Annotated in this window: 10 protein-coding genes; 2 read left to right on the top strand and 8 right to left on the bottom strand. The window is 38.6% G+C overall.

Annotated features, from left to right (window positions below):
- The first annotated feature begins 28 nt into the window (after positions 1-28).
- Together FFS26_RS01940 and FFS26_RS01935 are read left to right on the top strand one after the other, a co-directional pair.
- The gene (locus FFS26_RS01940) at positions 29-1021 is read left to right on the top strand and encodes an SDR family oxidoreductase (RefSeq protein WP_137904133.1); all 993 of its coding nucleotides are present in this window, start codon (positions 29-31) and stop codon (positions 1019-1021) included.
- A gap of 123 nt (positions 1022-1144) precedes the next feature.
- On the top strand, positions 1145-2992 hold the full coding sequence (locus FFS26_RS01935; protein WP_137904132.1) for a chloride channel protein: 1848 nt from the start codon (positions 1145-1147) through the stop codon (positions 2990-2992).
- 166 nt (positions 2993-3158) lie between these two features.
- On the opposite strand, the gene FFS26_RS01930 is transcribed toward FFS26_RS01935, so the two are convergent.
- From FFS26_RS01930 to FFS26_RS01895, 8 genes are all read right to left on the bottom strand, one after another.
- The gene (locus tag FFS26_RS01930; protein WP_137904131.1) at positions 3159-4103 is read right to left on the bottom strand and encodes an aldo/keto reductase; all 945 of its coding nucleotides are present in this window, start codon (positions 4101-4103) and stop codon (positions 3159-3161) included.
- A gap of 364 nt (positions 4104-4467) precedes the next feature.
- The gene (locus FFS26_RS01925; RefSeq protein ID WP_110011265.1) at positions 4468-6276 is read right to left on the bottom strand and encodes a hypothetical protein; all 1809 of its coding nucleotides are present in this window, start codon (positions 6274-6276) and stop codon (positions 4468-4470) included.
- Positions 6277-6677: 401 nt separating this feature from the next.
- Complete coding sequence (locus FFS26_RS01920; RefSeq protein WP_110011238.1) at positions 6678-7829, bottom strand: efflux RND transporter periplasmic adaptor subunit; 1152 nt, start codon at positions 7827-7829, stop codon at positions 6678-6680.
- 6 nt (positions 7830-7835) lie between these two features.
- Entirely contained in the window at positions 7836-12173 is a 4338-nt protein-coding gene (locus FFS26_RS01915) for a CusA/CzcA family heavy metal efflux RND transporter (RefSeq protein ID WP_137904130.1), read from the bottom strand.
- Positions 12174-12373: 200 nt separating this feature from the next.
- The gene (locus FFS26_RS01910; protein ID WP_137904129.1) at positions 12374-12736 is read right to left on the bottom strand and encodes a hypothetical protein; all 363 of its coding nucleotides are present in this window, start codon (positions 12734-12736) and stop codon (positions 12374-12376) included.
- A 133-nt stretch (positions 12737-12869) separates the two neighbouring features.
- The gene (locus FFS26_RS01905) at positions 12870-13439 is read right to left on the bottom strand and encodes a Crp/Fnr family transcriptional regulator (protein ID WP_137904128.1); all 570 of its coding nucleotides are present in this window, start codon (positions 13437-13439) and stop codon (positions 12870-12872) included.
- 53 nt (positions 13440-13492) lie between these two features.
- Positions 13493-14239, bottom strand: a complete 747-nt coding sequence (locus FFS26_RS01900) for a siderophore-interacting protein (protein WP_137904127.1) — start codon at positions 14237-14239, stop codon at positions 13493-13495.
- 2 nt (positions 14240-14241) lie between these two features.
- A complete protein-coding gene (locus tag FFS26_RS01895) occupies positions 14242-15417 on the bottom strand; it encodes an MFS transporter (RefSeq protein WP_137904126.1) in 1176 nt (391 codons plus the stop codon).
- Positions 15418-15446 lie beyond the last annotated feature (29 nt).

Genomic DNA, 15446 nt, shown 5'->3' with positions numbered 1-15446 from the left:
AAATAAGAAAACTTAAATCCATCATATTATGAAAAATCAAAGAAGACCTCCGTTTTTTGGAGAAACAGTCGTCATCACCGGTGCTTCTAGCGGAGTTGGTAAGGCTACGGCAGAAGCTTTTGCCGAACAGGGAGCTGATCTGGTATTGGCAGCAAGAGGAGAACAAGCACTTACAGAAACCGCAGAATTATGCAGAAAACTGGGTGCTACAGTGATTGCTGTTCCTACCGATACTTCCGTTGCAGAAGATGTTCAGAACCTTGTCAGAGAAGCTTTGGAATTCAGCGGGAAAATTGATTATTGGGTCAATAATGCCGGAGTGCTTGCATTTGGAAAGTTTGAAGAAATTCCGGTAGATATCAGCGATCAGATTGTGAAAACCAACCTTTTGGGGTATATGCATTCGGCACATGCAGTGCTTCCTGTTTTTAAAAAGCAGAAAAAAGGAGTCTTACTGAATAATATTTCTATTGGCGGATGGATGCCGGCACCTTATGGAACAGCCTATACGGCCTCGAAATTTGGCGTTCGCGGAATGGTAGAAACCCTGCAGGGTGAAGTTTCAGATTTTCCTGATATCCATATTTGTGCGCTTTATCCTGGTTTTCAGAAATCATCAGGAATAGAACATGCTGCCAATTATTCGGGAATAAAGCTCAGCACACCTCCTCCATCGTTTGATCCTCGTAAACTGGCAGCTTCAATTGTAAAAACAGCTAAAAATCCAACAGAAGCTTCTTATCCGGACTGGTCTGCTGTAGTGTTTAAAAATTTATATGAAATGTTTCCGGGAATCATCCGTTATGTATCTTCTGCAGGAATGAGAATGATAATGAAGAAAGCCAGTAAGGCAGAAAATACAGGTGGAAATGTCCGCCAATCTTCCTCAGGAAATATGGGAATTGATGGAAAAACACTATTATCTGTTTCTACAAAACCATTGATCTTGGCAGGCGCAGGAATCATTGGAGCATTGGCTGTTGGGCTCATCTTTTCAGGAAAAACGAAAGAAATAAGGTAAGATTAATAGAAATAAACAGTCATCGCTATAGTTTGAAAAAGGCTCTTTACTATATTTTTTGTGATATATTTCATAAATTTACAAAACTTTATCAATCTGATGATAGTGTAAAATATTTCGGCGGTGAAAATTCACAACAAAAAAAAATACCTCAGTTTCCTTAAATTTAAAAGAGATTTCCAGAAATACGGGCTGGAAAAAGCACGCAGTTATGAGCTTATCCTGCATTGGCTGAACAACAGGCTGAGCAGAAATCAGTTTCTTGTTCTTTCCGGAATTCTGGTAGGCTGCACGGCTGGTCTTGCGGGAGTTATCCTGAAAACGCTGGTACACAATATTCATTATTTCATTACCAATAAAGTTCATTTTGAATATCAGATTTTATTCTATATTGTTTTTCCTTTCTTAGGAATCGTTCTGACAACGATGATTGTTCTTACCTTGTTTAAAGGTCAGGATCGTAAAGGAATCGGGGCTATTTTATACGAAATTGCACAGAATTCCAGTATTGTGGCCTCCGTTAAAATGTATTCCCAGGTGATACAAAGTGCTGTTACCGTAGGATTGGGAGGGTCTGCAGGGTTGGAAAGCCCTATTGCCGTTACCGGAGCTGCTATCGGTTCCAACTATGCACAAACCTACAGGTTAAGTTATAAAGAACGTACGTTGTTACTGGCTGCCGGTGCTACTGCCGGGATCGCTTCAGCATTTAATGCTCCAATTGCCGGGATTATGTTTGCTTTTGAAATTCTTTTAACCGGAGTGGTTTTCACAGACTTTATTCCGTTGGTTGTAGCTGCGGTATGCGGAAGTCTTTTATCAAGGATTTTACTTCAGGAGGATGTTCTTTTCAGGTTTTATACCAGGGATCCGTTCAACTATAAAAATGTTCCGTATTATCTTATTTTAGGGATTGTTACAGGATTGTATGCCCGTTATTTTGTGATTATTTCTCAAAAAGTAGAACATTTTATAAAAGGTCTTCAACTTTCGAGAATGCGTAAAGCCATGTTTGGAGGAGCCGTACTTTCCCTGCTATGTGTTCTTTTTCCTCCTTTATTCGGGGAAGGCTACGAAACTGTAAAAGCTTTTACCAACGGAAATACCTACACTATTATTGAAAACAGTTTTTTCAGGTATTTTGAGATCGGTGACTGGACTATTATCATATTTCTTGTACTGGTATTGCTTTTAAAGGCATTTGCCACTTCATTTACGATTTTTAGTGGTGGAAACGGCGGTAACTTTGCTCCGTCTCTTTTTGCCGGTGGAACTCTGGGCTATCTGTTTGCCTTGGTATGCCAGCATTTAGGGTTTACAGATGTTCCGGTGACCAATCTCGTTTTGGTAGGAATGGCAGGAGCAATGAGCGGTGTTTTGTATGCTCCTCTTACTGCAATTTTCCTGATCGCTGAATCCAGCTTCGGATATGATTTGTTTATTCCTCTAATGATTGTATCCATTATATCTTATCTTATTGCCAAATGGTTTTCCCCGATTTCTCCGGAATTAAAATCATTGGCTGATGAAGGAAAAATATTCACAAATAAACATGACAAAAACCTGCTGTTTGCTTTAAGAACTGAAGATTTTATTGATCAATATTCACAGACAATCAATGAAAATGCTTCTGTTACAGAACTGTTTGAAATGTTGAAGAATGGTAATAAAAATATTTTCGCTGTTGTGGATGAAAACAGAAAACTGAGAGGAGTTCTTACGTTAGATGATATAAGACCTTACCTTTTTAACAAAGAAATGGAAACTTCGCAGACGGTTGCCCAGATCATGAAAGCTCCACCAGCTGTTCTTCACCGTGAAAATAAACCCCTGGATATTCTTCAGACCTTTGATGATACAGGTGTATGGAATCTCCCTGTAGTAGGTGATACCAATGATTTCATCGGTTTCATCTCAAAATCCTCAATATTAATGAGCTACAGACAGCTTCTGAAAGAATATTCCGATTAATAGTAACAACAGAATATAACAACCGAAAACTTAAATTCCCATTCATCACAGGGGTGGCAAAAATTCAAAGAATTTTTGACGGGGTGGTTATCATCGTCTACTCATAAAAAAATCCGTTCAGCAATGAACGGATTTAATTTTTAATCTGTAATGCAAGTTGAAAAAATTAGTTGCTTGCGTTATTCAGCAGCTCAATATCTTCCTGATCCAGAACAAGTTTTGGTGCATTGAAGACCGTTTCAAGCTGGGAAGCACTGGTAGCACTTACAATGGGTGCTGTAATCAGAGGATTAGATAACAGCCATGCCAGAGAAACTGTTCCCTGCGTTGTATGATGCTTTGCACTTACCTGATCCAGCGCTTTTAATACTTCCAGTCCTTTAGGATTTAAATATTTTCTTACGCCCTCACCTCTTGCACTTTTTGTCAGATCTGCTTCATCGCGGTATTTACCGGTTAAGAAACCTGCTGCCAAAGACCAATAAGGAAATACACTTAAATCAAACTGCTCTGCCAGAGGGGCATAATTTTGCTCAAATCCCTCTCTTTCCATTAGGTTATAATGAGGCTGTAACGCAACATATTTTGGAAGGTTATTCTTTTCTGCAGCTTCAAATGATGCCTTCAAACGTTCCGGAGATAAGTTGGAAGCCGCAATATAACGTACTTTTCCAGCTTTAATGATCTCATCATATGCTGCAAGGGTTTCTTCTGCAGGAGTGATGTTGTCATCAAAATGCGTATAATAAAGATCAATATGATCGGTCTGAAGTCTTTGCAGAGACTCGTCTACAGATTTAAGAATGTGTTTTTTGCTGATGTCATAACCGTGTTCTTTAGTTTCTGAACCTACTTTCGTTGCCAGAACGATATCATTGCGGTTAGCTCTGCTTTTCATCCATTTTCCGATGATCTCTTCAGACTGTCCGCCTTTCCCGTTCACCCACCATGAATAGGTATCTGCAGTATCTATAAAATTGAATCCTGCTTCAGCAAAGCGGTCCAGTATATCAAAAGACTGTTTCTCGTCCAGCGTCCATCCAAAAACGTTTCCTCCGAAATTGATTGGCGCAATCGTTAAATCGGTGTTTTTGATCTTTCTTTTTTCCATCAAAATAATTTTACTAAGTGATCTCTAAGGTAGGGAATATTAAGCCTTGAAAATATTCAAAATGACCATTCCGGCCATAGTTATTATAAATGGGAATGCTGATGTTTCCTCGGTTTTTTTGATTATTTGAATGTGTTGGAAAAGCGCAAAGGCGCAAATAAATTAAAAGCTAACTGTTTTAAGACGCAAAAATTTTATCTCCAATACAATTGAATACTATTTATTTTTATATCTCTTTCTGAAATCTTACATTGATTAAAGTTGAAATATTCTTGAGCATGCGCGCTTTTCCAATAAAAACAGCTAAAAAAATAAAAACAGCCATTTGAAAGCTGTTTTTATTCTCTATCAATTAAAAATACGGTTATTTTTCAACCTGAGGAATGTCAATAGCAATAAGCTGAAGTTTATATTCCTGTAACTGATGATAAATGGTTGACAAACCGTTGCTGAAGAATGGTGATGCTTTAAAAAGCTCATGATAATATTCGATACCCTCAAGCACATTTTTCCTGAAAGCATTCCATTTTTTTGTCTGCGAATGGGTAATCTGTGCAGTGGATTCGCTGATTTCCTTTCTCAGATAATCCACATACATTTTCAATTCGTTGATGAACATATTCGGACGCTGGTTGTTGGAAAGAATATTGGTGTTTCCGTAAATATGTTTTACCATTTCCGAAAGAGAAACTTCCTTATCAAAAAAGGCAATATTCGGTCCCGGACATATGACAACGCCTTGCTTTTCCCCTTTGATTTCAAGATTCTGCTCCATGTATGCCGCATTCACAAGTCCTACACACAGACAGGCTTTATCCGTAATTTCGGATTTTCTTTTATTAAATTCCTTTTCTGTAAGGGTTTCCTTATTGTCGTACAGTTCTTTGAGTTTGATATCCTGGTATTTTCTGGAAGCGGTACAGGTTCCTTCGGGTGAAAATTCTTTGCTTAATGCCAGAAGTTTTTTGGGACACGAGCTTCCATATTTCCCTTTTGCTTCTTTTTCATACTTTAATCGTTCATTGGAAGTTCCTTTTACCGTATTGAAAGGCACTCCTAAAGGCGAAATATTACTCAGATAGAAATCCTGCTCTTTTGACCGTAAAAGTAAATTTCTGGTTTCTGCATCTACCGATGTGGCTTCGGGTACAAGCAAAAACGGAGAACCCCATCCTACGCTGTCTACATTATAATTTGCCAATAAAAAACCGTGTTCTTCAGCAGTTCCTACTCCACCCTGAACGGTAATTTTCATTTCTAAAGGTTCGGAAACTACATGCTTTCCTTTTTGTTCCAAAGCAGCTGTCATTAAGGCGTGAGCTGATTGTATCAGATCATTTTTTTTCTGCTTGAATTCTTCCATGATAGGCCCGAGAAGCATTCCTTCAGTAGCAAATGCATGACCTCCGCAATTCAATCCGGATTCTATTCTGTATTCAGAAACCCATAATCCTTTTTTGGCCAGAAAGTTCCCCTGAATCATAGCCGAACGGAAATCGCTTACTTTAAGGATGATTTTCTTTTTGATGTTTCCGTTTTCGTCAGGGAAAAAATCTTCAAACTCCTCCATATAGCTGTACAAACGGGGATTCATCCCTGCAGAAAGAACCATTGATGATGATAGTTTACTTTTGGCAAATCCGCGCAGTGAGGCATGGGCATCGTTATACATCACAGGAAGCTGTTCATTATTCTGATAGTTGTCTTTATCTACTTTCGTCATGATATTGACATCAATACTTCCCGGTTTTAAATTCGATTCAATGAAGTTTTTAATATTGGAACTCCAGTTATCTTTTTGATTGATAAGATTTTGAAGGCTGTTTTTGAGGTCTGATGTATTTGGAAGCATAGCCATGAATTCCTTCAAAGCTTCCTTGTTTTTGCTGATTTCCTGTTTGAAAGATTCAAATTTTTCATTCACGATATCATCTACCATATCCAGATAAGCGGTAACTCTTTTTGCTCTGTAATCTTCTGTTTTTGCTGAGATCCCGAAATAGTTAAGATTGAACTTTTTGTTGTAAAAGTTCTTCATTTTTTCCAGGATTTCATCATCAATAATAGAGATGACGGAAGAAATTCCATACTGAGCAACACGAATCGGGCTGTCTATGGTATAAGCCAGTCCCATTACCGGAATATGGAAATTGTGCAAAGGTTTTTGTGTCATAAAGTTTTGATAAAGTTTTTTATTGTTCATCTAAAAATCCTTTACAACTATTCACTTCTTAAAAATATTATTTTAAAATGAATTATGCGTCAAATAGTATTTTAATTATTGAAAACATGTCAAATGTCATTTTTTTTAATTGTTTGAAATAAAAAAGATCAGCTGAATAACTGATCTTTTCTTCTTGTCTGTTTTATTCTAACCGCAAAAGTCACAAAAGTTTTTGACATTTAACTTCTTTTCATAAGAACCTTGCTTAAACATATAAGTACACCTAAGTTTTTGAAAATCTTTGATTTTCGCTTATGTGAAATTTTTCTACATCATTATTTTCAGCTTAGTTAAGTGGGCTAAAGTGTTTCAAAATAAAAGCTTTTGTGTCTTTTGTGGTTTCACTTTAATTATTCTGCTTTGTTTTTAAGCATCATCAGAAGACTGTAAGCCCCTTTCTGCACAATTTTCTTATCCTTTAAAGCATCTGCTTTTACAATCTCCGTAAACTGATCGTCAGAAATCCCGGTGACCACAGGAATCATTTTGTAATTGGATTGTCCAAGGTCTTCAAAAACATAATTTTTGTTTTCAAAAGAAACGATCGCTTCGTTGGGAAGTCCCTGGGTGTAACGTCCACTGATATTGACTTCGGCATTCACATACATGCCTTTTACAAATTCCCTGTTCACAGAAGATAATCTGGCAATTGCGGTTGCAGAACCCCCGTTTTCGATACTGGGAACTACGCTGACAATTTTTGCATTGGATTTCACATCCGGATTCTGATTGTTGTACACCAAAATTTCCTGCCCCACTTTTACATCATTCACATCATTTTCAAAAACCTTCAACTCTAAAAGTAACCCTGCCGGATTGATCAGCTCAAATAAAGTATCTGCCGGGTTGATATATTGCCCGTTATTCACCAGAATTTTGCTTACAAAACCTGTAAAAGGAGCATAAATGTTGATTTTACTTCTGATATTTCCGGTACTCAGGCCTTTGGCATTAATTCCGATGATTCTCAGTTTTTCTTCCAACCCTTTTAAAGTGGCATTCAAAGTAGAATAATCTGCCTGAGCAGTCTGCAGGGTTTTGTCACTGCTGGCTTTGCTTGTATTCAATTCTTTCTGACGGTTGAAATTCAGTCTTGCCGCTTCGAGCTGAGCTTTGGTCACCAGATAATCCTGCTGTAACTGTATAAACTGGGGGTCTTCTACTACTGCAAGCACTTGTCCTTTGCTGAAATGACTTCCATTAATGATATTGATCGATTTGATATGTCCACCCATAATACTGGAAACTAAACTGATATGAGATGGTGCAATTTCTGCCTTTCCGTTTAATCTCACCAGTTTTTCCATATTCCTGTTCTGAATACTGGTTGTTGTTAACCCTACAGACTGAATCTGTTTTTCTGTAAGATGAACAGAATTTTTGTCATTCTTGGAAAATTGGGTGTTTTCGTAAACCGTTTTTTCTTCGTCTTTTTTACCGGAACATGAAGATAAAGTAAGGATGAAGGCAAGGCTGTATAGTGGTATATTCTTGAAATGCATGATGTATTATTTTGAAATTAGGAATTGAAGTTCGGCTGCCGTTTGATTAAGCTTTTCCAGCTGATCAATATAATCTGCTTTGGTTTTTACGGCCTGATTCACCAGGATTACCCAGTCCAGATAACCTATTTCTCCTACTTCCATCTGTTTCTGAGCGGTTTTTAGAATAGTTTCAGATTTTGGAAGCTGTTTTTGTTGATAATTTTCAATGATCTGTTGTTGGTTCATATAATTAGCCAACTGTTGTTTCAATCTGTTTTTAAGCTCAATTTCTTTTCTCTGATACTGATTTTCAGAGATGGCAATTTTAGCCTGTGCTGCCTTTGCCAAAGCTCTCTGTCCTTTGGTAAACAGCGGAATTCCTACGCCCACCTGAACGGAGTTGAAACGGTTGTTATTGATGTTTTTCATACTCTGATTGGTGTATCCTATAAGAAGATCCGGAAGCAGTCTGCTTTTCTCAAGCTGTACTTCGGCCTCACCTACTTTAATCTGCTGCTGCAGATATTGAAGCTCAGGATGCTGTTTTACCATTTCTTCTGAAATCTGAAGTCCGATATTCATAGTGGGACGATCGGCCACTGGTTGGTACGGAACCTCTGACTGAAGTAATAACTGAAGCTGAAGTTTTGCGATATTCAGGTCGTTTTCTAACGTATTCAACTGTACTTTGATCTGTTCTTTCTGGATTTCGGCGGTAGATTCTTCCAGAATATTGGCTTCTCCCTTTTTTAATCTTAATCCGGCTTTGTCTGCAAAATTATTGTAAAGCTGGCTGATGTATTCAAGCACTTTTTTCTTTTCCTGAAGCACCAGTATCCTGTAAAAAACGTCTGTCACTTCCTTGGTAAGCTGTGCTTTGGTAAGATTCTGACTGATGACACTGGCAGACCATTCGGCATCCAGCATTTGTTTTCTTTTTGAATACACCGTTGGAAAACTGAACCTTTGAGAGATTCCGAATGAATTATCCGTTTCCTCACCCTGAATTTGCCCAAATCCTCCGGTAATTTCCGTCTGGGGAATATCCAGATAACTGGCTTTCAGTTTTTCCTGATAATCTGAGACTAATTTTGAATTTTTAAGAGTACCATTCTGCTGGTATGCTTTTTCCAAAGCCTGATCATAGGTAATATTTTCCTGAGCCTGATAAGTTCCAAAGGATATTAACAACAGGAAAACAGACATTTTTTTATAGTTGAGTTTTTTTGAGAATTTCATTTTATCTTTATTAATATGTTCAAACAGGACGTATAAAATTGGAAGGACAAACAGGGTTAAAAGAGTGGCAAGCATTAATCCTCCGATCACTACCGTTGCCAGAGGTCTCTGTACTTCTGCTCCTGCCCCGTTACTGATGGCCATGGGAAGAAACCCCAGAGAAGCTACAAACGCAGTCATTAGAACCGGACGAAGCCTGATTTTTGTACCCATGAGTACAATTCTGCTGGTGTTGTTTATTCCGTTCTTTTTCAATCGGTTAAATTCTGATATTAAAACAATTCCATTAAGTACGGCAACTCCAAATAAAGCAATGAATCCCACCCCTGCACTGATGCTGAAAGGCATTCCTCTCAACGCCAGAAAGTACACACCTCCTATCGCAGATAAGGGAATCGCAGTATAGATTAACAAACTGTGTTTTACTGAACCGAAAGCAAAGAATAGTAACAGGAAAATCATCACCAACGAAATAGGAACAGCAATTCCCAATCTGGCCTTGGCTTCATTTAAGTTTTCAAAAGCACCACCATAAGAAATGGTATATCCCGGTGATAGTTTCAGGCCCTTATCTGCTTTTTGCTGAAGTTCTTCCACAATACTCTGAACATCCCTTCCTCTTACATTAAAACCTACAATAATCCTTCTTTTGGTATCTTCTCTCTGAATCTGGTTCGGACTGTTTTTAAGTTCCACTTTCGCCAATTGTGACAAGGGAATCTGCACCCCTGAAGCAGTAGGAACCAAAAGGTTCCGGATGCTGGTAATATCTTTTTTATGTTCATTATCCATGCGGACAACGATATCAAACTTTTTCTCGCCTTCATACAAAGCACCTGCGGTCTGCCCTGCAAAAGCCATATTGATCACCCTGTTGATTTCTGCCACCGAAATATTATACCGGGACAGCTCCGAACGGTTATAATCAATCACAACCTGCGGAGCTCCTACTACCGGTTCAATATAAAGATCCTGGGCACCTTTTACGGTGTTGATGATACTTCCCATCTTTTTTGCATAGGTGGCAAGGCTGTCCAGGTCTTCACCATAAATCTTGCAGACTACATCCTGCCTTGCTCCGGTCATCAGCTCATTAAAACGCATCTGTACAGGAAATTGAAAACTGGTTGTCAGTCCCGGAATAACACTTAATGCTTTGCTCATTTTGTCAGAAAGCTCAGAAAATGTTGTTGCAGAGGTCCATTCCTTTTTAGGCTTTAAAACGACGATCATATCTCCGGAATCCATTGCCATTGGTTCCGTGGGAATTTCTGCACTTCCAATTTTCATGACTACTTTTTGTACTTCTGGAAACTGTGTTAAAAGAATATGCGCCGCCTGTGTAGTGGCTTTCTTGGTTTCATTGATATTACTTCCCTGAAGAATCCTCATTTCAACAGCAAAGTCGCCTTCCTCCAAAGACGGTATAAATTCCCCACCCATTCTGGAAAGCGTAAAAACAGCACCTGCAAACAGGATTAGCACGCCAATAATAATAGTTTTTCTGAATTTAAGAGCTTTCATCAGTAATCGCTGATGTCCGGTTTCCACCTTGCCCATCACACGGTCTGAAATAGTCTCTTTTTCTTTTTTCTTTCTGCTTAATACCAGAGAGCTCATCATTGGAATATAAGTCAGGGAGAGAATAAATGCTCCGATCAGGGCAAAGGCAACAGTCTGAGCCATAGGCTTGAACATTTTGCCCTCAATTCCCTGAAGGGTAAAAATCGGAAGATATACAATTAAGATGATAATCTGTCCGAAAACCGCACTGTTAACCATTTTAGTGGCAGAGCCTGAAACCTGATCATCCATTTCCTTTTTGCTGAGCATATTGTCTTTTCCAAAATGCTTTTTATGCGCAAGCTGATGCAGTACGGCTTCCACAATAATGACGGCACCATCCACAATCAGACCGAAATCCAGCGCACCTAGACTCATCAGATTTCCTCCTACCCCGAAAATATTCATCATAATAATGGCAAAAAGCATGGCCAAAGGAATAACTGATGCTACCAGTAATCCTGCTCTGAAATTCCCCAGAAATAAAACCAGAATAAAAACCACAATCAAAGCCCCTTCCATCAGGTTTGTTTTTACAGTGCTGATCGTATTGTTCACCATTTTAGCACGGTCAAGAAAAGGTTCAATCACGACTCCTTCCGGTAATGATTCCTGGATTTTCTCCAGTCTTTGCTTGATATTTCCGATCACGACATTGGCATTTTCTCCTTTCAGCATCAGGACAATTGCTCCTGATACTTCTCCGGTATCGTTATAGGTCATGGCGCCATACCTTGTTGCATAACCGATCTTGACAGACGCTACATCTTTTATATGTACCGGAATACCTTCTTTGGTTTCTGCCACCTGAATATTTTCAATATCTTCTGTACTTCCCAGCAGCCCTTCGCTGCGGATAAACAGAACGGTTTCTTTCTTTTCAATATAAGCTCCTCCGGTATTCTGATTGTTTTTTTCGAGAGCCGCAAAAACATCATTGATATTGATATTAAATGCCTGTAGCTGATTAGGATTGATGGCAATCTCATACTGTTTCAGTTTTCCTCCGAAACTGCTGACATCTGCCACACCTTTGGTTCTGAGAAGCTGTCTTCGGACCACCCAGTCCTGAATAGTTCTCAGTTCTGTTTCATCATATACATTTTCGTATCCTTTTTTGGCCCTTACCACATACTGGAAAATCTCTCCCAATCCGGTTGAAATAGGTCCTAATTCCGGTTTACCGATTCCTGCCGGTATATTGTCCTGAACAAGCTGTAAACGCTCCTGAACCTGCTGTCGGGCCCAATACACGTCAGTCTTATCGTCAAAAACTACCGTCACCAATGACAGCCCGAAACGTGAAAAGCTTCTCAATTCTGTGATTCCGCTGATATTGCTGGTAGCCTGTTCGATAGGAAACGTAACAAGGCGTTCTATATCTGCTGCACCATAAGAAGGAGCAGTCGTAATAATCTGAACCTGATTATTGGTGATGTCCGGCTGGGCATCAATGGGAAGTTTAGTGGTTTCATAGACTCCAAAGAGGATGAGAGCCACTGTAAGCAGAGCAATGATGAGTTTATTCTTTACAGAAAACTCAATAATTTTATTTAACATGGAAAAACGATTAATGGTAATCCGGAATGCTTTATAAAAGCTGAAATTCTCTCAAAACTTAAAGTATCAAAATAAACGTTTGTAACTTCTCAGGTTAAGGATTAAGCATTAATACAATGCATTACGAATTAATTGATATGTAACAAGAATTCACTGCTTTAGGTAATAACATAAAGCATTAATTTTCAATGTGAAGTCAATTAAGAAAGCCGCGGTGGCTGGAAAATCTGAGAAAGGTATTGGTTGGAAAAGTCTTTTTCCTTGTAGACACTGCTTTTCTTTGAAACAGTAATTTCCTTAGGTTTTTTTATTTCAAATGAAAGTTCCGGAAGCTGGGCATGTACAGTCAATACAATAGGTGGATTGATAAAAGGCAGCTTCTGATCGGTATCCCAGTCAGAATCCTGTTTGTGATTATCATAATGCTCCATTACAAATTCTGAAAGACTTCCGTGGTATTCCATGAAATGTTCCACAAACATAGGTACTTTCAGTACTTCCCCCGCATTGGTGGTAGCCAGCACATACATCATTGAACATAATATGGAAAACCATTTTAACATGAGTACAAATATAAGGCTTAAATTTTTCCTGAGAAGGCTGTACTATTAATTTTTTGAGAATTTGATCTAGTTTAAAAATGGTTTAAATAAATAAAAGATCTTCGTTATTATGTTAGGTTGATCAAACAAAAAATCAAAGCCTTGATTTCAGTCTGCTCAGTGTCTCCTGGGAGATATTAAGATAGGAAGCGACCAGTTTATTGGAAAGCCTTCTAACCACCACAGGGTTTTCTTCCAAAAGCTGGCGGTATTTTTCAAGTGCATCCTGAACAAGGAAAGACATCAGTCTTTTGGTATTATTTACATAAGCAGTTTCCAGATATATTCTGTAAAATTTTTCCCATTGCGGAATAATTTCCAGAAGGTGATAAAAATTTTTATGACTAATATAATATACTTCTGAATCCTCTACGGCTTCTATGAATTCCTCAGAGGGTTCAGAAGTAATAAAACTGGTAAGTGCAGTGGCAAACTGATTTTCAAAAGCAAAATACCGGGTAGAATCCTGCCCTTCTTCATTGATAAAAAATATACGGAGACAGCCATTTACAACAAAAAATGTTCTCTGGCTGTTTTGCCCGTTGGAAAGGAGCATTTCATTCTTTTTTAATTGGACAGGTCTGAAATAGGACAGAATTGTTTCCATTTCTGTATCCGTTACTGATATTCTATTGTTGATGTATGACGTTAAAAGTTCCTGCATGTAAGCAAAAATAGTAATAAATGGCTTTGCTTACTTCTTTTATTCGGTTCTAACTATGAGTTTTCTGCCTGCCCGGCTTTCCAGTATGAACAAATGTACATGCCATGCGGATCCCATTCCAGTGTTGTTTTGAAGTAAGTACGAAGCTCATGTACAGTGGAATATTCTGCGGCGATATAAACATATTCTTTTAATACTCCGAGTGGAAACTGCACAGACTTCACTGCTTCTGCAAGCTTGCTTCCCTGCTCAGGATGAGGATTGTGTAGCCATTCTACAGATAAATCTGCTGCAGAACACAAGATCAGTTCGTCCTCTTTATCTGCCACCTCCAATATTATTTTTGCTCTTACATAGGAAGGAAATTGTTCTGCAATGGCACAAATCACAGGCAGTGCCGTTGCGTCTCCTGCAAGCAGGTAAAAATCAGCATTCGGAACTAATGGTTTTGAACTTTCTTTCATACCTATTTCCAATAGATCTCCTGGTTTGGCCTTTAATGCCCATGCAGAAGCTGGTCCATTGTCACCATGAGCTACAAAATCAACACTCAGTTCTTTTTCTTCCAGGTCAATTTTTCTATTGGTATAGGTTCTGATCAGAATGATGTTTTCCTCAGTGGGGATAAAGATTTTATTATTAGATCCGGACTTAACATTCGCCAATAGTTCAGCCTGTTTTTCATCAATATCAAATATAACACGGATTAAATGGGGTGTAATAAAGAGTTTCTTTTTAACGGTAAATACAGAACGTATTTTTTTCGTTTCTTTTACTTGAGATGTTAGTGAATATTCCATTTTTATTTTTTGTTAAACAGTAAAATAATCATTGCAATGATACAGCTGATGCCTCCGAACAGGTATACAGTCTGATAATCAAACCAACCGGCAATTAACCCTGCAATGGGACCTGCCAACCCTAATGAAAGATCAACAAATGCGACATAGGCTCCTAGCGCTGTTCCTCTCATCTGCGGTTTTACCTTTTGAATGGCGAGAACTCCCAAAGCCGGAAATACCAATGAAAATCCAACCCCTGTTAATCCACATCCGATAATAGCCAATGTTTTGGAAGCAGAAGTCCAGATCAGCATTTGTCCCGCCACTTCGATAATCAGAGAGATCAAGGCTATTGTAAAACCTCCGTATTTATCTGGAAAAGAAGCAAAGAAAATTCTGGTCAGCACATAACATGCTCCGAAGATCATAAAGGCAAGTGAAGCATCACCCCAATTTTTTTGTGAGAAAAATAATGCAATAAAAGAAGCAATACATCCAAAAGCCATGGATGAAAAAGCAAGACTTAAACCCTGACCCGATATGGCACCAATTACTTTGTAGAAAGGAGTTCTTACATGATCTTTATCCACGGGAATAGAAGGAAGTTTTGCTGTGGAAAGCCAGCTCACCAGCGGAAGTAAGGCAATAAGAAGAAAAGCAGACAGAATATTGTATTCTTTATTTAACCAGATACTGATGGGAGCTCCGATTGCAATTCCCGCATACATGGCAATACCATTCCAGGTCATTACTTTCCCTGAGTTGGAATGTCCTACGAGACCTATTCCCCAGGTTAATGCACCGGTAACGAGGAAGCTTTCGCCAATCCCATGAATAATTCTTGCTATTAAAAGGAAGGAAAGGGCCAGGATAGGATTAGCTTGGAATAATACTGTCAGTACATAAATAATCCCAGCAATAACAGCCAGTATTACACCCGACATTTTACTTTTCTTTGCCCCTTTGGTATCTGTAGTTTTTCCGGAATAGGCACGGGTTAAAAGTGTTGACAATGATTGCAGACCAATCACAAGTCCTACAATAATGCTGTCAAAGCCTAATGTGTTCTGAACAAACCTGGGAAGTACTCCCAAAGCAATTCCTATGGTAAGGTAGACCGCAAATACCGAAATGATAATAGGAGCGGTTGCCTGATAGAAATTAATAGTCTGTCCTTTTTCTAATGTTGTACTCATAAATTTTGTTTAAAATATTCGGGTGCAAA

This window comes from Chryseobacterium sp. 2VB (genome assembly GCF_005503635.1).
In the GTDB taxonomy this organism is placed as follows: Bacteria; Bacteroidota; Bacteroidia; order Flavobacteriales; family Weeksellaceae; genus Chryseobacterium; species Chryseobacterium cupriresistens.
This window is presented reverse-complemented; position numbering and strand designations above follow the sequence as displayed.

Excerpts from the sequence above, each read along its gene's own strand:
- FFS26_RS01920 (WP_110011238.1), bottom strand. The coding sequence starts at position 7,829 with ATGCATTTCAAGAATATACCACTATACAGCCTTGCCTTCATCCTTACT.
- FFS26_RS01910 (WP_137904129.1), bottom strand. The coding sequence starts at position 12,736 with ATGTTAAAATGGTTTTCCATATTATGTTCAATGATGTATGTGCTGGCT.
- FFS26_RS01925 (WP_110011265.1), bottom strand. The coding sequence starts at position 6,276 with ATGACACAAAAACCTTTGCACAATTTCCATATTCCGGTAATGGGACTG.
- FFS26_RS01940 (WP_137904133.1), top strand. The coding sequence starts at position 29 with ATGAAAAATCAAAGAAGACCTCCGTTTTTTGGAGAAACAGTCGTCATC.
- FFS26_RS01930 (WP_137904131.1), bottom strand. The coding sequence starts at position 4,103 with ATGGAAAAAAGAAAGATCAAAAACACCGATTTAACGATTGCGCCAATC.
- FFS26_RS01900 (WP_137904127.1), bottom strand. The coding sequence starts at position 14,239 with ATGGAATATTCACTAACATCTCAAGTAAAAGAAACGAAAAAAATACGT.
- FFS26_RS01905 (WP_137904128.1), bottom strand. The coding sequence starts at position 13,439 with ATGCAGGAACTTTTAACGTCATACATCAACAATAGAATATCAGTAACG.
- FFS26_RS01915 (WP_137904130.1), bottom strand. The coding sequence starts at position 12,173 with ATGTTAAATAAAATTATTGAGTTTTCTGTAAAGAATAAACTCATCATT.
- FFS26_RS01895 (WP_137904126.1), bottom strand. The coding sequence starts at position 15,417 with ATGAGTACAACATTAGAAAAAGGACAGACTATTAATTTCTATCAGGCA.